Source organism: Micromonospora sp. NPDC002575, from assembly GCF_042889525.1.
In the GTDB taxonomy this organism is placed as follows: Bacteria; Actinomycetota; Actinomycetes; order Mycobacteriales; family Micromonosporaceae; genus Micromonospora; species Micromonospora carbonacea.
The window spans coordinates 252,832-268,771 of the sequence record NZ_JBIARA010000010.1 but is presented as its reverse complement, the minus strand read 5'-3'; the positions used below and the strand labels follow the sequence as shown (position 1 = coordinate 268,771).

The following is a 15,940-nucleotide window of genomic DNA, read 5'->3' as shown; positions in this document are numbered from 1 at the left end:
ACCCGCCGATATCACCACAGCCCGGGCGCTTAGGCGGCGGCCGCGGCGCCCGCGGTGGGGGGGGTGTTTTTGTTGGGCCCCCCCCCCCCCCCCGGGGGGGGGGGGCCCCCCCCGCGGCCCCCCCCCCCCCCCGCCGCTCGGCCCCGCCGCCCGGCGGGCCACGAAAGGGGTACGACCATGGCGGTGGGCGACCACACCGTAGCGGTGATCGGCGCGGGCAAGATCGGCGAGCTGATGCTCTCCGGGCTGCTGCGCTCCGGCTGGCCGGTCGACCGGCTGCTGGCCACGGCCCGGCGGCCGATCCGCGCCGAGGAACTGGCCACCCGCTACGGCGTACGGGTGGTCGACAACCTGACCGCCGTCGGCGAGGCCGACGTGCTGGCCGTCGCCGTCAAGCCGCAGGACGCCGCCGCCCTGCTCGACGAGATCGGGCCGAAGGTACCCGCCGACAAGCTGGTCATCTCGCTCTGCGCCGGCCTGCCGACCAGCTTCTTCAACCGGCGGCTGCCCGAGGGCACCCCCGTGGTGCGGGTCATGACCAACACCCCGGCCCTGGTCGACCAGGCGATGAGCGCCATCTCCGCCGGCGCCCACGCCACCGGCGAGCACCTTGCCCTGGCCGAGGAGATGTTCACCCCGCTGGGCGCGACCGTCCGGGTCCCCGAGTCGCAGCAGGACGCCGTCACCGCCCTGTCCGGCTCCGGGCCGGCCTACTTCTACCTCCTCGTCGAGGCGATGGTCGACGCCGGCATCCTGCTCGGTTTGCCCCGCCAGGTCGCCCACGAGCTGATCGTGCAGACCGCGATCGGCTCGGCGGTCATGCTGCGCGACTCCGGCGAACACCCGGTCAAGCTGCGCGAGGCGGTCACCTCGCCCGCCGGCACCACCATCTCCGCCATCCGCGAGCTGGAGAACCACGGCGTACGCGCGGCGATGCTCGCGGCCCTCGAAGCGGCCCGCGACCGCGCCCGGGAACTGGCCGCCCAGTCCGAGTGAGGATCAGGTCTGCCGGCACCCGGCCCAGGCATTCTCAGCGTGGGCTGTGCGTGAGCCGCCCTGATGGGCAGCGGAGACCGCCGTCCATCGGGGAGCATCGCGCCGGTGGCGATCCCCGCGGTCAGCGGGATCGCAGTCGCCTTGATGAGTGTCATCACGCGGAACCCGGGATGAATCTTGGAAGCGGATGGCCCCTCTGGGGGCCGAAATCTTCCAAGGTCTTTGAGCTCCGGAGCTTTCAGGCGGAGACTGTCTTGGCGTCCGAGGACACGTCGCACCCGTTGCGCCGTCTCGGCGAGCCGTGCCATCAGCGCCAGCCGGGTCCGATTCTGGTTCGCGGCGTCCGCGCCGACGGCGAAGTCGCCCATCCCGACGATGGCCTCGCTTAGTCTCGTGGTGCCGCTGACCTTGATCGGCTGGCCGTTCCGATCGAGACGCTCGGGTCGGCGGGCGTGCGCGACGCGGTGGCCCGCTGGCTGCGGCTGGTGGCGGCGGACGCCGAGCTGGCGCCGTACCTCATCGGGGTCGATCGGGCCCGGCTCGCCGGGCACCTGGCGCTGACCCTCACGGTGGCGCTCGGCGGGCCGGCGGGCGACATCGCGCGGCCGGCGGCCGGGGCGTGGCGCGGCCTGGGCCTGACCGAGGAGCAGCACCGCCGCGTGGTCGATTATCTGGCCGGGGTGCTATGGGCGCTCGACGTGCCGGCCGGCGCGGTGGACGCGGCCCGGCGGGCCTTCGCCGACGAGGCCGGCGCGTGACCGCCGCCCTGGCCGCGTCGTGGTCCACCCTGCTGCGGTACGCCCGCGCGGCGGCCGACGAATTCTGGTGCGCGGTCGAGGAGCGCTGCCCGGGGCGGCTGCCGGCGAAGGAGGCGGCCGTGTTCCTCGCCGCGCTGGGGCGGCTGGCCTCCGGCGGCGACGACCCGGCGGGGCGGGCGGCGCTGCTGGCCGTGCTCGGCCACGCCTACCGCCGCCACCGCCTGCTGCCGCACCAGCATGCCGTGGAGGCCGCGCTCGCCGCCACCGTCGCCCGGCACGCCGGGGCTGGCGGCGGCGTGGGCGCAGGCCGCGCGGCGGGCGTCGGCGGCGGTGACCCGCGCCGCCGAGCGGGCCGGCGGCGGCCCGGCCTGGTGGCCGGCGCAGGTCATCGGCCACGACCGGCCCGCCGAGGGCGTCGCCATCCTGACCGTACGCCCCTGGCGACGCCTGCCCTTCCGACCCGGCCAGGCGGTGCCGGTCTGCACCGGGCGCTGGCCCGGCCGGTGGCGCTGGTATTCCCCGGCCAACGCGCCGCGCCCCGACGGCACCGTGGAGCTGCACGTCCGGGCGGTCGCGGCCGTCTCCCGCACCCTGGTCCACGTGGTACGCCCCGGCGACCCGCTCTGACTCGGCCCGCCGCGCGACGTCGGGCTGGGTCTCGACCCGGCCTCGCGGGCGGACCTGCTGCTGGTGGCCGGGGGCACCGGGCTCGCGCCGCTGCGCTCCCTCGTCGAGCAAATCGTCGCCGCGCCGGCCGGGCGGCGGGTGACCCTGGTGGTCGGCGCGCGCGCCTTCGGACCTCTACGACTCGGTCAGCCTCGACAAGCTCCAGCGCGCCCACGACTGGCTGACCCTGGTGCCGGCGTTGTCGCACGACCCGCTCGCCGGGGCGGGGGAGCGGGGCGACGCGCTGACCGTCGCGCTCGACCACTACCGGCCCGGCCAGGAGGTCTACCTGTGCGGGCCGCCGCCGATGCTGGCCGGGTCGCGGCTGCGGCTGCTCGCCGCCGGGGTCCCGGCCGAACGCATCCACCTGCCGACCGGCCCCGTCGCCTAACCCTATCGTTTTTTTCGCTTTGGCGGGTATCGTGGTGACGGGATCGATGAGGTCGGAGGGTCTTGTGACGGTGGTGCCGGCAGGCGGATCGGCGCCCAACGGTGACGAGCTGCGGCGCTTTGCCCGGCGGTCGCTGCGGGGGCGGCGGCTGCAACTGATCGTCGACGGCGGAGAGCCGGTGGACGTGCCGCCCGTGGTGGGCGAGGCGCTCGCCGAAGTCGTGTCGATCCTCGGTCGCGGGCGGCCGGTGCGGGTGATGGCGGAGAATGTCGAGCTGTCGACCGGGGAGGCCGCCGCGATCCTGGGCGTGACCCGCCCGACGGTGGTCAAGCTGATGAACGATGGCGTGCTGCCCTACACCCGCCCCAACTCCAGCCGCCGGGTCGCTTTGCACGACGTGCTGGCCTACAAGGAACGCCGGTCGAGAGCGCGTCTCGAGGCGCTGGACGAGTTGACGGCGGACGCGATCGACATGGGCGTATACGACGAAGCGATTCGGCGTGGCCGCCAGCCCTCGGACGACCAGCCGGACGAGTGACCGTCCACTGATGATCGTTGCCGTGCTGGACGCCTGTGTCCTCGTGCCCAGCGTCCTCGCCGACACGCTGCTGCGCTGCGCCGAGCAGGAGCTGTACCGCCCGCTCTGGACCCGGGCGATCCTCGACGAGGTTCGCCGGAACCTGCCGCCGTCGGTGCTCGGTGTCAAGGCCGAACGCAGGGTCGAGGTCATGCGAGAGCACTTTCCGAATGCGTTGGTCTCGGGCTATGAGCGCCTCGTCGCAGAGATGACCAACGATCCCAAAGACCGCCATGTGCTTGCCGCCGCCGTCGCGGCCGACGCGGACGTGATCGTCACCGCCAACCTCCGTGACTTTCCGGACCATGCGCTCGCGCCGTACGCCATCGAGGCGCTGCACCCGGACGACTTCCTCTGCATGCTGCTGGAGGACGACCCGGAACGGATCACCGACGTCGTCGTGCAGCAGGCCGAGGCTACCGGGAAGGGCGGCCGGCCGAAGCTCAGCGTGGACGACGTCCTGAGCGGCCTGGCCGGTTGCCGAACGATCAGGTTTGCGCACCGGGTCGCCCGCTACCTGGCCGAAGACCATTAGACCCGAACATTCCCACCATCGACACCCCTGCGCGAGACGAGACCCGTGCCCCATACTGGCGCGGTGTTCACCCTCGCCCAGGCGCGTCACCTCGTGGCCACCCTGCAACCGCGCATCGACGAGCTGATCCGGCTCCGCGCCGACCTCGCCGAGCTGCGCGCCGACCTCGCCGACGGCGGGCTGAGTCCGCTCGGCGGCCTCGCCGAGGTCAAGGGCCTGGAGGCCCGGCTGCACGGGGTCGTGGACGAGCTGCACGAGCACGACATCCAGGTCAAGGGCATCGCCCCGGTGCTGCTGGACTTCCCCGGCGAGCGGGCCGGCCGCCCGGTGCTGTGGTGCTGGCTGGAGGGCGACTCGGACGTGCGCTGGTACCACCGCGTCGAGTGCGGCTTCGCCGGCCGCCGCCGGGTGTGAAAGGAGGGGGCCCCTGTTAACGCCTACGGTCGAGAAGGGCACCCTTCTCACACCCATCCGTGGGGCGGCGGGAGGGTCAGCGCAGCGTGGCCAGCGCCGCCGGTGAGACGTTGCCGCCGCTGAGCACCAGCACCACCCGGGTGCACGGCGCGGCGGTGACCAGGCCGGTGCGCAGCGCCGCATAGGTGACGGCGGCGGACGGCTCGACCAGGAGCTTCGTCGCGTCCAGCAGCTCCCACCACGCGCCCCAGATCGCGTCCTCGGCGACCTCCACCACGTCGTCGACCAGGGCCCGGATGTGAGCCAGGGTGTGCCGGCCGGCGAAGGGGGCGGCCAGCCCGTCGGCCATCGACCGGGGCGGCGTCGCCGGGGCCGCGCCGCCGGTGCGCAGGGCGTGCCCGACGGCGTTGGCGGTGGCCGGCTCCACGCCGACGATCCGCGCGGCCGGTGCCGCCGCCCGTACCGCCGCCGCCACGCCGCTGATCAGCCCGCCGCCGCCCACCGGCACCAGGACCAACCCCGGCGGCGGGCCGTCGGCCAGGATCTCCCGGCCGATGGTGGCCTGGCCGGCGATGACGTCCGGGTCGTCGAACGGCGGCAGCAGGTGGTATCCGCGTTCCGCCGCGACGGCCTCGCAGGTGCCGAGCAGGTCGTCGGTGAGCACGACCTCGCCGCCGTACCGGCGGACCGCCTCGATCTTGGTCGGCACCGCGTGCGGCGGCATGCACACCACGGTGGGCAGGGCGTACGCCTGGCCGGCGTACGCCACGGCCATCGCGTGGTTGCCGGCCGAGAAGGCGGTCAGGCCGGCGGGTCGGCCGGCGCGTTCGGTGAGCGCGAGCAGCGCGTTGAGCACCCCGCGCGTCTTGAAGCTGCCGGTGTGTTGCAGGTTCTCCGCCTTGACCCACAGGTCGAGGCCGTACTCGTCGCCGATGCGCGTGCAGGCCAGCAGCGGGGTGCGGACCACCCGCCCGCCGATCCGCCGCTGCGCCGCCGTGATGTCGTCCGCGCTCACCAACTGCACACGGCGCAGCCTAGCCGCCGCCCGCGCCGCCTCCACCCCCTGCGCCCGCCACCGGGTACGGTCCGGGCGTGGTCACCGTGCGTCGAGCGGCCGTCGAGGACGCCGCCCAGATCGTCCGGCGCCCCGGCGCGGTCTCGGTCGCTCCACCCCAGCGGCTGTGGTGAGAAGGGACCCCTTCTATACCGAAAGCGTTAAGAAGGGGCCCTTCCTTGCACCTCAGGCGTCGGCGTAGCGGCGGGCGGCGGCGAGGGCCGCGCGCAGCTTCTCCGCGTCGACCCGCGCCGGGCGGTCGAAGTCGTTCGCCGGGTCGGCCGCATAGAGGGCGGCGTACGCGGTGGTGTCGCGCTGGAACCGCCAGCCCTCGGCGAGCGGGCCGACGTCGACCGCGTCGTACCCGAGGGAGTCGAGGAACGCGGTGACGGTGGCCTTCGCCGTGGGGTCGTCGCCGGCGATGGGCAGGGCGGTGCGGTCGGCGGCGCCGGACGGGCGGGCCAGGGCGAGCAGGTGCTTGAAGTAGATGTTGTTGAAGCCCTTCACCACGGCCGAGTCGGGCAGGTGCCGCTGGAGCAGTTCGCTGGTGGTGGTGGACTCGTCGTCCAGCTCCGGGAAGTGGCCGTCCCGCTCCGGGTAGTAGTTGTTGGTGTCGATGACGATCTTGCCGGCGAGCGGCCCGGCGGGCACCTCGCGGTAGGCCCGCAGCGGGATGGTGACGACGACGAGGTCGCCGGCCGCCGCCGCCTCGGCGGGAGTGGCCGCCCGGGCCCGCGGGCCCAGCTCCTCCACCAGGTCCTTCAGCGTCTGCGGTCCGCGCGAGTTGCTGAGCACCACGTCGTGACCGGCGGCCACCGCCAGCCGGGCCAGGGTGCCGCCGATGCTTCCGCTGCCGATGAGTCCCACAGTTGTCATGTCCCTCGACAACCGCCTCGGCCGGCGAGGTATTCCCGATCGGGTTGCTTGGTTATCGACCCCCGCCACTCCGGACGGCTGCGGACCGAGCCACCCCTATCCCGCCCGGTAGGGGATCGGTGATCTTCCATTTAGCCTGCATTCGGTGATATCTATCTCTCACTACCACTTCCCACCCCCAGGAGTGCGACGTGCGGAGATCCCGTCTCGTTACCCTCGCCGTGAGCCTCGCGGCGTCCATCGGCGCCACGCTCACGCTGGCCGTCCCCGCCCAGGCGGCGCCCACCGACCGCTACGTCGCCCTCGGCGACTCGTACGCCTCCGGCGTCGGCGCGGGCAGCTACACCTCCGAGAGCGGAAGCTGCCAGCGCAGCACCAACGCGTACCCGGCGCTCTACAACGCCAACGTCAAGCCCGCGTCGTACAAGTCGGTGGCCTGCTCCGGGGCGACCACCACGGACGTGATCAACAACCAGCTCTCCGCGCTGTCGTCGACCACCACGCTGGTCAGCGTCACCATCGGCGGCAACGACGTCGGCTTCGCCAACATCATGACCACCTGCGTGCTCTACGGCGAGAGCCAGTGCGTGGCCGCCGTGCAGGCCGCCGAGGACAAGGCGCGCGCCGAGCTGTCCGGCAAGCTCGCGAGGGTCTACAGCGGAATCAAGTCCAAGGCCCCGTCGGCGCGGGTGGTGGTGGTCGGGTACCCGGTCTTCTACCAGCTCGGCACGGTCTGCGTCGGCCTGAGCGCGAACTCGCGGGCGAAGATCAACGAGGGCATCAACCTGGTCGACGACATCACCCGCAGCGCGGCGACCTCGGCCGGCTTCACGTTCGCCGACGTCCGCTCGATCTTCGTCGGGCACCAGTTGTGCAGCTACGGCGAGAAGTGGCTGCACGCGCTCAACTTCGCCAGCATCGGCATCTCGTACCACCCGACGGCGGCCGGTCAGTCCGGCGGCTACTACCCGGTGTTCCGCTCCGCCGCCGGCTGACCCGACGGGTGCTTCCGCGAGCCCGGGACGGCTTCCGCCGCCCCGGGCTCGTCCGCGTTCGCGGGGTCAGACCGGCAGGACCTTCTCGATCGCCGCGCGCAGTTGCGGGGAGTCCGGCGTGACGGTCGGGGCGAACCGGGCCGCCACCGTGCCGTCCGGGGCCACCAGGAACTTCTCGAAGTTCCACCGCACGTCGCCGGTGTGCCCGTCGCCGTCCGGAGTGGACACCAGCGCCGCGTAGAGCGGGTGCCGGTCCGGGCCGTTGACGTCGACCTTCTCCGTGAGCGGGAAGGTGACCCCGTAGTTGACCTGGCAGAACTCGCCGATCTCGGCGGACGTGCCGGGTTCCTGGCCGGCGAACTGGTTGCACGGCACGCCGAGCACCACCAGGCCCCGGTCGGCGTACTCGGTGTGCAGGGCCTGGAGGCCGGCGTACTGGGGGGTGAGCCCGCAGCGGGAGGCCACGTTCACCACCAGCAGCGCCCTGCCCCGGTAGCGGGCGAGGTCGGCCGGGCCGCCGGTCAGGGCGTCGATCTCGGTGTCGAAGACGGTCATGGGGCGAGGCTACCCAGACAGCCGCCCGGCCGGCGTCGCGACGGCCTGCGGCCCGATTCCCGCGACTATCGACGCATGTGCATCTTGACGAACTGGTGACGGCGTGAGTAGCGTCTCACCATCCTTTTGGAAAGTTTCCTAACTGTTTGGGGAGCCGCCACATGAAGAGATCGCTCCGCCGGGCCCTCTGGGCCGGTGCCGTGGTCGCGGTGACCGCCGCGGTGGTCCCGGTGACCTCGGCGTTCGGCGCTGGCAGCGTGACCGCCACGTTCGCCAAGGTGCAGGACTGGGGGACCGGCCACGAGACCCGGGTCACCGTCACCAACGGCTCCGCCGCCAGCGTCAGCACCTGGCGCATCGAGTTCGACCTGCCCGCCGGCACCACCATCAGCAGCGCCTGGGACGCCGACGTCACCAACAGCGGCAACCACTGGGTCGCGGTGAAGAAGAGCTGGGCCGGCCCGCTCGCCCCCGGGGCGACCTTCAGCTGGGGCTACAACGGCACCGGGGCCTACAAGGCGCCGCTGAACTGCACCATCAACGGCGCGCCGTGCGGCGGGGGGACCACGCCCACCACCGCCCCGCCGACGACCGCCCCGCCCACGACCGCGCCCCCCACGACCGCCCCGCCGACCACGCCCCCGCCCACCACCACCCCGCCGACCGGCGGCAAGAAGGTCGTCGGCTACTTCGCCGAGTGGGGCGTCTACGGCCGCAACTACCACGTCAAGAACATCCACACCAGCGGCTCCGCCGCGAAGCTCACCCACATCCTGTACGCCTTCGGCAACACCACCGGCGGTCGCTGCGCCATCGGCGACAGCTACGCCGACTACGAGAAGGCGTACACCGCGGCCGACAGCGTCGACGGCGTCGCCGACACCTGGGACCAGCCGCTGCGCGGCAGCTTCAACCAGCTCCGCAAGCTGAAGAAGATGTACCCGCACCTCAAGGTGATCTGGTCCTTCGGCGGCTGGACCTGGTCGGGCGGCTTCACCCAGGCCGCGCAGAACCCGGCCGCCTTCGCCGAGAGCTGCTACAACCTGGTCGAGGACCCGCGCTGGGCCGACGTCTTCGACGGCATCGACGTCGACTGGGAGTACCCGAACGCCTGCGGCCTCACCTGCGACTCCAGCGGCCCGAACGCCTTCAAGAACGTGATCTCCGCGCTGCGCTCGAAGTTCGGCTCCTCGGCGCTGGTCACCGCCGCCATCACCGCCGACGGCAGCAACGGCGGCAAGATCGACGCCACCGACTACGCCGGGGCGATCGGCAACCTCAACTGGCTCATGCCGATGACGTACGACTACTTCGGCGCCTTCAACGCGCAGGGCCCCACCGCCCCGCACTCCCCGCTCTACTCCTACACCGGCATCCCGCAGGCGGGCTTCAACTCCGACGCCGCGATCCAGAAGCTCAAGGGCAAGGGCATCCCGGCCGACAAGCTGCTGCTCGGCATCGGCTTCTACGGCCGGGGCTGGACCGGGGTCACCCAGTCCGCGCCGGGCGGCACGGCCACCGGGGCGGCGCCGGGCACCTACGAGGCCGGCATCGAGGACTACAAGGTGCTCAAGAACACCTGCCCGGCCACGGGCACGGTCGGCGGCACCGCGTACGCCAAGTGCGGCAGCAACTGGTGGAGCTACGACACCCCGTCGACCATCGGCGGCAAGATGACGTACGCGAAGAACCAGGGCCTCGGCGGCGCGTTCTTCTGGGAGCTGTCCGGAGACACCACCAACGGCGAGCTGATCGGCGCGATCCGCGGCGGCCTCGGCTGAGGCAAGGAAGGGCCCCCTGTTAACGCATTCTGCATAGCAAGGGTCCCCTCCAATCAACCCCCCCGGGCCCGGGAACCGCACGCACGGCGGTTCCCGGGCCCGGCGCGCGTGGGCGCGGCCCGGCGTGGGCGTGGCGCGCCGGTGATGTGTCAGACTCGCCCATCGGCGGCGTCCCCGGTGCCGGGGCCGAGAAGGAGGGACGGATGGGCGTGACGAACACCAGGGTGGCCAGCAGGGCGGCGCTGGGCGCGACACTCGCGGTCCTCCCGTTCGCCCTGCTCGGCTGCGGCGACGACGGGGAGGCCGCCCAGCAGCCCGGCCGGGCGCCCGCCGAGGAGGCGGCCACGAAGTCCCGGGAGCGGGTCCAGGCGTACCTCGACGCGATGATCGCCAAGGACGTGGCCGCCGGGCGCGGCCAGCTCTGCGCGCCCGCCCAGGCGGCCTTCGACGCCGCCGCGACCGGCCCGAACGGCGACTTCGCCGATCACTTCACCGTGACCGGGGCGACGATCACCGACGTCCGCCCGGGCGAGAGCGGGCAGGAGGTCAGCACGGAGATCACCGTGACCGCCGGCTCCCGCGAGGCCACCCGGCCGCTGCTGTTCACCGTCACCCGCAGCGGCGCCGACTGGTGCGTGGCGCGCGAGGCGCCGGGCGGGAACACGCCGGAGCCGTCGGTCACCCCCTGATCACGCCCCGGGTCGGCGTTGATCTTCCAACTGCCGGAAACCGTCCCCCTCGCCCGTCGGGTGCCCGGGCGGTCGCCGTACGCTTTCCGGCATGCGCCATGAGTGGCATCAGCTGAGCCATCCCGCCGTGGGCAGCCCCGGCCTACAGACCAGCCGCCCGACCGTCGACTCCGCCGAGGACGCCGCCCTCGGCCTCGACCGCTGGCGGGAGCTGCCCCGCGCGCAGGTCCCGCCGTGGCCGGACCAGGCCCAGGTCGCCGAGGTCTGCAAGGTGCTCGACACCGTGCCGTCGGTCGTCGCGCCGTACGAGGTCGACCAGCTTCGGCGCAAGCTCGCCCTGGTCTGCGAGGGCAAGGCGTTCCTGCTCCAGGGCGGCGACTGCGCCGAGACCTTCGCCGACAACACCGAGAGCCACCTGCTGGCCAACGCCCGCACCCTGCTCCAGATGGCGATCGTGCTCACCTACGGCGCGTCCCTGCCGGTGGTCAAGGTCGCCCGGGTCGCGGGGCAATACACCAAGCCCCGGTCGCTGCCGACCGACGCCCGCGGGCTGCCGGCCTACCGCGGCGACCTGATCAACTCGCTGGAGGCCACACCGGAGGCGCGGGTCGCCGACCCGCAGCGCATGATCCGGGCGTACGCGAACTCGGCCGCCGCGATGAACATGCTCCGGGCGTACCTGGCCGGCGGGCTGGCCGACCTGCACGCGGTGCACGACTGGAACAAGGGCTTCGTCAAGAACTCCCCGGCCGGCGAGCGCTACGAGGCGATCGCCCGGGAGATCGACCGGGCCATCGCGTTCATCCAGGCGTGCGGGATGACCGAGGACGACGCGCTGCGCACGGTCACCCTCTACTGCTCCCACGAGGCCCTGGCCCTGGAGTACGACCGGGCGCTCACCCGGGTCTCCGGCACCCGGGCGTACGGGCTGTCCGGGCACTTCCTGTGGATCGGCGAGCGCACCCGGCAGATCGACGGGGCGCACATCGACTTCATCTCCCGCATCGCCAACCCGATCGGCGTGAAGCTCGGCCCGACCACCACCCCCGACGAGGCGATCGAGCTCTGCGAGAAGCTCAACCCGGAGAACGTCCCCGGCCGGCTCACGCTGATCAGCCGGATGGGCAACCACAAGGTCCGCGACACCCTGCCGCCGATCGTGGCGAAGGTCACCGCCGCCGGCGCCAAGGTGGTCTGGCAGTGCGACCCGATGCACGGCAACACCCACGAGTCCTCCAACGGCTACAAGACGCGGCACTTCGACCGCATCGTCGACGAGGTGCTCGGCTACTTCGAGGTGCACCGGGGGCTGGAGACCCACCCGGGCGGCCTGCACGTCGAGCTGACCGGCGAGGACGTCACCGAGTGCCTCGGCGGCGCGCAGGGCATCGAGGACCTGGACCTGCCCGACCGGTACGAGACCGCCTGCGACCCCCGGCTGAACACCCAGCAGTCGCTGGAGCTGGCGTTCCTCGTGGCGGAGATGCTCCGTGGCTGAGAGCGGCGTGGCTGACCGGTCGGTCGTCGACCTGCGGTCGGACACCGTGACCCGGCCCACCGCCGGGATGCGGGAGGCGATGGCCACCGCCGAGGTCGGCGACGACGTCTACGGCGAGGACCCGACGGTCAACGCCCTCGAAGCCGAGGTCGCCGCGCTGTTCGGGCACGAGGCGGCGCTGTTCGCCCCGACCGGTTCGATGGCCAACCAGATCGCCCTGCAGACGGTGGTGCCGCCCGGCGACGAACTGCTCTGCGACGCCGACGCGCACGTGGTGACGTACGAGATCGGCGCGGCGGCGGCGTACGGCGGGATCTCGTCGCGGACGTGGCCGGCGGCCGGCGCGGACCTCGACCCCGGCGTGGTCGCCGGGATGGTCCGGCCGGACGGCTACTTCGCGGTGCCGACGCGGGCGATCGCCGTCGAGCAGACCCACAACCGGGGCGGCGGCGGGGTGATCCCCCTGGCCACGCTCCGCGAGCTGCGCCGGGTCGCCGACGCCGACGGGCTCGCCCTGCACTGCGACGGGGCCCGGATCTGGCACGCCCACGTGGCCGACCGGGTGCCCCTGGCGGAGTACGGCGCGCTGTTCGACACCCTGTCCGTCTGCCTGTCCAAGGGGCTCGGCGCGCCGGTCGGCTCGCTGGTGGTGGGCAGCGCGGAGCGGATCGGGCGGGCGCGGACGATCCGCAAGCGGATGGGCGGCGGGATGCGCCAGGCCGGGGTGCTCGCCGCCGCCGGCCGGTACGCCCTCGCGCACCACGTCGACCGGCTCGCCGACGACCACGCGAAGGCGGCCCGCCTGGCGGAGGCGCTCGCCCCGTTCGGGGTGCTCGCCGCGCCGGTGCGCACGAACCTGGTCCCGCTCGACTTGACGAAGACCGAGCTGGACGCGCGGGGCCTGGCCGCCGCCGCCCGCGCCGAGGGGGTGCTGATCTCGGTGCTCGGCCCGCGCCAGGCCCGCCTGGTCACCCACCTCGACGCCGACGACGACGCGATCGACCGAGCCGCCAAGGTCCTAACCGCGATCCTGCGCCACTGACCCCACCCTGACTCCCTCACCCTGACTCCCTCACCCGGACCCCACCCCGTCGGTGATCAAGAGGTTTGCGTCATCCGGAGGGCGGACGGTGACACAAACCTCTTGATCGACAAGGCGGGGGAGGGGGGAGGGGGAGGGGCGGCGGGGCGGGGCTAGGGGTGCAGGCGCTTCAGGGTGGCGATGTCGGTGGCGTGGCCCTCGTGCCTCTCGGTCGGGGTCTCCACCACGACCGGAATGCCCGCCGTGGCGGGGTGGGCCATCAGCTCGGCGAACGCCGGCTCGCCGATGCTGCCCTTGCCGATGTTCTCGTGCCGGTCCCGGGTCGAGCCGCACAGGTCCTTCGAGTCGTTGGCGTGCACCAGCCGCAGCCGGTCCGGCCCGACCGTGGCCACCAGCGTGTCCAGGCAGGCCGTCATCCCGCCCTCGGCGGCGAGGTCGTGCCCGGCGGCCCACGCGTGGCAGGTGTCGAAGCAGACGCCCAGGCCGGGGTGGCGGTCCACCGCGTCCAGGTAGGGGCCGAGGTGCTCCACCCGGGAGGCCAGGGACCGGCCGCCGCCCGCGCTGGGCTCCACCAGCAGCAGCGGGCCGTCCGTGGCCGTGGTCTCGTCGAGCAGCGGCAGCAGCGCCTCGCGCACCTGGCGCAGGGCCGCGTCGGCGTGGCCGGCGTCGACGGCGCTGCCGGCGTGGAAGACCACGCCCCGGGCGCCGATCGCCCGCCCCCGGCGCAGCGCGTGGGCCAGGGTCTGCGCGGAACGCTCGACCGTAGCCGGGGTGGGCGAGCCCAGGTTCACCAGCAGGGACGCGTGGATGAACACGGGCACCCCGCGGGCGGCGCAGCCGTCGCGGAACAGCGCGTCCTGGGCCGGGTCGCCCGCCGGCAGCGCCCAGCCCCGGGAGTTGGACACGTAGACCTGGACGGCCTCGGAGGCGGCGGCGTCGACGTACGGCAGGGCGGCCTTCGCCAGCCCGCCCGAGGTGGGGGTGTGCGAGCCGACCGGGCGGCGGGACGCGGGCGTGCTCACAGGCACCCGATCGTGACCGGGGTGCCCGGCGGCACCTGAGAGTTCTCCCCCGGGTTCTGATACCGGACGGTGCCGTTGGGGTTGAACTGCACGGTCACCGGCAGGCCCTGGGCCTCCAGTTGCTGCTTGGCCTGCTGGCAGGGCAGGTCGACCACCCGGGGCACGACGACCTGCGGCGGGCCCTCGCTGACGTCGAGCTTGACCTGGGCGCCCTTCTCCACGCCGGTGCCGTTGGCGGGGCTCTGCCCGAGGATCTCGTCGCGCGGCTTGTCCGACTGCTTGTAGGTCTCCACCGGCACCAGGCCGAGCTGGGCCAGGGCGGTGCGGGCCTCGGCGAGGTTCTTACCGACCAGGTTGGGCACCGAGATCGGCGCCTTGCCCTTGCTGAGGATGACGGTGACCTTCGCGCCGGGCTTCACCTCGGTGCCGACCTTCGGGTCGGTGGCCACCACGACGCCCTCGGGCAGGTTGTCGTCGTAGCGGGAGCCGCCCTTGACCACCACCAGCTCGGCGCCGGTCAGGTCCGCCTCCGCCAGCTCGAAGTCCTTGCCGACCACGTCGGGCACGGGGAGCCGCTCCGGGCCCCGGGACAGGGTGAGGGTGATCGTGCCGCCCTTGACGATCCGGTCCGCCGAGGCCGGGTCCTGCGCCAGCACGGCGTCGCGGGGGACCTGCTCGTCGTAGCGGGGCTCGGCGTAGCGCAGCACGAACCCGCCCCGGCTGGCCTGCCCCTCCGCCGCGGCCCTGTCGAGGCCGACCAGCTCCGGGGCCACCGTGTACCGGCCCATGCCGAACCACCAGCCGGTGAGCGCGACGACCAGGCCGAGCACCACCAGGGCCGCGAGGACGCCCCGGCGGCCGCGCGGGTCGCCCATGATCCGGGTACGCAGCGCGGCGAGCCGCGCCATCGGCCCCTCGGGCTCGGGGGCGGCCCGCCGCCGGTGCGGGCGCTGCGGCTCGGCCTCGGGCAGCCGCGCCCAGGCGGGACGCTGCGCCGGGCGGACCGCCGCGACCACCATGGTCGGTTGCGCCACGGCGGTGGTCTCGTCGGCCACCGGGCGCAGCACGGCGGTGTGCGTGTTGGGGTTGCCCAGGTCGTCGCGGGCCACCTGCACCTCGGCCAGCAGGGCGCCGGCGTCGGTGGGGCGGGCGCCCGGGTCGCGGCGGGTGGCCCGGGCGACCAGGTCGTCGAGCGCCCGGGGCAGGCCGGGCACCAGCGTCGACGGGGCGGGCACGTCCCGGTCGACGTGCTGCCAGGCGACGTCCACCGGGCGGTCGCCGTCGTAGGGGACCCGGCCGGTGAGCATCTCGAACAGCACGATGCCGGCCGAGTAGACGTCGGTGCGGGTGTCGGAGCGGCCGTCGGTGACCAGCTCCGGGGCGACGTACGCCACGGTGGCCATGAGCTGGTTGCCCGGCTCCTCCTCGGAGCTGGCCTCCACGGCCCGGGCCAGCCCGAAGTCGGCGACCTTGACGACGCTGTCGACCAGGTTCGCCACGCCGCCGGTGGGCGCCTCGGCGACCAGCACGTTCTCCGGCTTGACGTCGCGGTGGACCAGGCCGGCGCGGTGCGCGGCGGCGATCGCGGCGAGCATCTGCTCCATGATCGCCAGCGCCTCGTCGGGGTTGAGCCGGCGGCGCTCGGCGAGCACGTCGCGCAGGGTCCGGCCCCGCACGTACTCCATCACCAGGTACGGCAGGCCGGCGTGGGTGCCCTGGTCGTAGACCGCCACCACGTTCGGGTGGGTCAGCCGGGCGATGGTCTTCGCCTCGTCGGTGAAGCGCGCCAGGAACCCGGCCATCCGGGACCGCGCCTCGGTGGCCTGGGTCGGGTGGATGATCTTGACCGCGACGGTGCGCTCCAGGCGCTCGTCGGTGGCGGTGTACACGGTCGCCATGCCGCCACGGGCCACGCGACCGCGAATGCGGTAGCGCCCGTCGAGCAGCGAGCCCAGCAACGTGTCGGCGACCTGTGTGTCCATCGGCAGGAAGTCTATGTCTCCGGAGGGTGGAGGTTGCACCGGATGCTACAGCCGGATGGCCCGACGCCCGTCGCGCCGCGCGTGTCGACCGGCCCCGGAGCCCCCGCCG

The 15,940-nt window shown here is 73.5% G+C and carries 16 protein-coding genes and 1 pseudogene; 12 read left to right on the top strand and 5 right to left on the bottom strand.

The features are described 5' to 3' along the window. The first annotated feature begins 177 nt into the window (after positions 1-177). The 7 genes and pseudogenes from proC (at position 178) to ACFYWL_RS17855 (ending at position 4,337) form a co-directional block, all read left to right on the top strand. Positions 178-996: a pyrroline-5-carboxylate reductase gene (gene proC / locus ACFYWL_RS17885; protein ID WP_386973766.1), complete on the top strand. Its 819-nt coding sequence runs from the start codon at positions 178-180 to the stop codon at positions 994-996. 452 nt (positions 997-1,448) lie between these two features. Then, positions 1,449-1,754: a hypothetical protein gene (locus ACFYWL_RS17880; RefSeq protein WP_386973763.1), complete on the top strand. Its 306-nt coding sequence runs from the start codon at positions 1,449-1,451 to the stop codon at positions 1,752-1,754. A gap of 237 nt (positions 1,755-1,991) precedes the next feature. After that, positions 1,992-2,381, top strand: a complete 390-nt coding sequence (locus ACFYWL_RS17875; RefSeq protein ID WP_386973760.1) for a hypothetical protein — start codon at positions 1,992-1,994, stop codon at positions 2,379-2,381. A 63-nt stretch (positions 2,382-2,444) separates the two neighbouring features. After that, positions 2,445-2,811 (top strand): annotated as a pseudogene (locus ACFYWL_RS17870) (hypothetical protein). A 64-nt stretch (positions 2,812-2,875) separates the two neighbouring features. After that, positions 2,876-3,349, top strand: a complete 474-nt coding sequence (locus ACFYWL_RS17865) for a helix-turn-helix domain-containing protein (protein ID WP_386973757.1) — start codon at positions 2,876-2,878, stop codon at positions 3,347-3,349. A 10-nt stretch (positions 3,350-3,359) separates the two neighbouring features. After that, positions 3,360-3,923 carry a PIN domain-containing protein gene (locus ACFYWL_RS17860; protein ID WP_386973754.1) on the top strand — a complete coding sequence of 188 codons (564 nt, stop codon included), beginning with the start codon at positions 3,360-3,362 and terminating at the stop codon, positions 3,921-3,923. A gap of 63 nt (positions 3,924-3,986) precedes the next feature. Continuing rightward, entirely contained in the window at positions 3,987-4,337 is a 351-nt protein-coding gene (locus ACFYWL_RS17855; protein WP_350672965.1) for a DUF2203 domain-containing protein, read from the top strand. Positions 4,338-4,413: 76 nt separating this feature from the next. Here the strand turns inward: ACFYWL_RS17855 and ACFYWL_RS17850 are convergent, their stop codons facing one another. Further along, complete coding sequence (locus ACFYWL_RS17850) at positions 4,414-5,361, bottom strand: threonine/serine dehydratase (RefSeq protein WP_386973751.1); 948 nt, start codon at positions 5,359-5,361, stop codon at positions 4,414-4,416. Between the two features lie 216 nt (positions 5,362-5,577). Next, positions 5,578-6,267, bottom strand: a complete 690-nt coding sequence (locus ACFYWL_RS17845; RefSeq protein ID WP_386973749.1) for an NADPH-dependent F420 reductase — start codon at positions 6,265-6,267, stop codon at positions 5,578-5,580. A gap of 191 nt (positions 6,268-6,458) precedes the next feature. Here ACFYWL_RS17845 and ACFYWL_RS17840 point away from each other — a divergent pair, with 191 nt between their 5' ends. Next, a complete protein-coding gene (locus ACFYWL_RS17840; RefSeq protein WP_386973747.1) occupies positions 6,459-7,262 on the top strand; it encodes an SGNH/GDSL hydrolase family protein in 804 nt (267 codons plus the stop codon). Between the two features lie 66 nt (positions 7,263-7,328). Here ACFYWL_RS17840 and ACFYWL_RS17835 read toward each other — a convergent pair whose 3' ends face one another. Beyond that, complete coding sequence (locus ACFYWL_RS17835; protein ID WP_386973744.1) at positions 7,329-7,817, bottom strand: glutathione peroxidase; 489 nt, start codon at positions 7,815-7,817, stop codon at positions 7,329-7,331. 161 nt (positions 7,818-7,978) lie between these two features. Between ACFYWL_RS17835 and ACFYWL_RS17830 the strand changes: the two genes are divergently transcribed. The 4 genes from ACFYWL_RS17830 to ACFYWL_RS17815 all read left to right on the top strand — a co-directional run bounded on the left by ACFYWL_RS17830 (position 7,979) and on the right by ACFYWL_RS17815 (position 12,827). After that, the gene (locus ACFYWL_RS17830; protein WP_386973742.1) at positions 7,979-9,598 is read left to right on the top strand and encodes a glycosyl hydrolase family 18 protein; all 1,620 of its coding nucleotides are present in this window, start codon (positions 7,979-7,981) and stop codon (positions 9,596-9,598) included. Positions 9,599-9,801: 203 nt separating this feature from the next. After that, on the top strand, positions 9,802-10,287 hold the full coding sequence (locus ACFYWL_RS17825) for a hypothetical protein (protein WP_386973739.1): 486 nt from the start codon (positions 9,802-9,804) through the stop codon (positions 10,285-10,287). A 91-nt stretch (positions 10,288-10,378) separates the two neighbouring features. Further along, positions 10,379-11,785, top strand: a complete 1,407-nt coding sequence (locus ACFYWL_RS17820) for a class II 3-deoxy-7-phosphoheptulonate synthase (protein ID WP_386973737.1) — start codon at positions 10,379-10,381, stop codon at positions 11,783-11,785. Beyond that, positions 11,778-12,827 carry a threonine aldolase family protein gene (locus tag ACFYWL_RS17815; RefSeq protein WP_386973735.1) on the top strand — a complete coding sequence of 350 codons (1,050 nt, stop codon included), beginning with the start codon at positions 11,778-11,780 and terminating at the stop codon, positions 12,825-12,827. Before ACFYWL_RS17820 ends, ACFYWL_RS17815 begins: the two co-directional genes overlap by 8 nt. A 152-nt stretch (positions 12,828-12,979) precedes the next feature. On the opposite strand, the gene ACFYWL_RS17810 is transcribed toward ACFYWL_RS17815, so the two are convergent. Both ACFYWL_RS17810 and pknB read right to left on the bottom strand, forming a co-directional pair. After that, complete coding sequence (locus tag ACFYWL_RS17810) at positions 12,980-13,849, bottom strand: deoxyribonuclease IV (RefSeq protein WP_386973733.1); 870 nt, start codon at positions 13,847-13,849, stop codon at positions 12,980-12,982. Further along, complete coding sequence (pknB, locus tag ACFYWL_RS17805; protein ID WP_386973730.1) at positions 13,846-15,831, bottom strand: Stk1 family PASTA domain-containing Ser/Thr kinase; 1,986 nt, start codon at positions 15,829-15,831, stop codon at positions 13,846-13,848. Before pknB ends, ACFYWL_RS17810 begins: the two co-directional genes overlap by 4 nt. Between the last annotated feature and the right edge of the window lie 109 nt (positions 15,832-15,940).

What these genes read in the sequence shown, in the direction of transcription:
- ACFYWL_RS17835 (WP_386973744.1), bottom strand. Translation starts at nt 7,817, where the DNA reads ATGACCGTCTTCGACACCGAGATCGACGCCCTGACCGGCGGCCCGGCC.
- proC (WP_386973766.1), top strand. Translation starts at nt 178, where the DNA reads ATGGCGGTGGGCGACCACACCGTAGCGGTGATCGGCGCGGGCAAGATC.
- ACFYWL_RS17825 (WP_386973739.1), top strand. Translation starts at nt 9,802, where the DNA reads ATGGGCGTGACGAACACCAGGGTGGCCAGCAGGGCGGCGCTGGGCGCG.
- ACFYWL_RS17845 (WP_386973749.1), bottom strand. Translation starts at nt 6,267, where the DNA reads ATGACAACTGTGGGACTCATCGGCAGCGGAAGCATCGGCGGCACCCTG.
- ACFYWL_RS17860 (WP_386973754.1), top strand. Translation starts at nt 3,360, where the DNA reads ATGATCGTTGCCGTGCTGGACGCCTGTGTCCTCGTGCCCAGCGTCCTC.
- ACFYWL_RS17820 (WP_386973737.1), top strand. Translation starts at nt 10,379, where the DNA reads ATGCGCCATGAGTGGCATCAGCTGAGCCATCCCGCCGTGGGCAGCCCC.
- pknB (WP_386973730.1), bottom strand. Translation starts at nt 15,831, where the DNA reads ATGGACACACAGGTCGCCGACACGTTGCTGGGCTCGCTGCTCGACGGG.
- ACFYWL_RS17830 (WP_386973742.1), top strand. Translation starts at nt 7,979, where the DNA reads ATGAAGAGATCGCTCCGCCGGGCCCTCTGGGCCGGTGCCGTGGTCGCG.
- ACFYWL_RS17875 (WP_386973760.1), top strand. Translation starts at nt 1,992, where the DNA reads ATGCCGTGGAGGCCGCGCTCGCCGCCACCGTCGCCCGGCACGCCGGGG.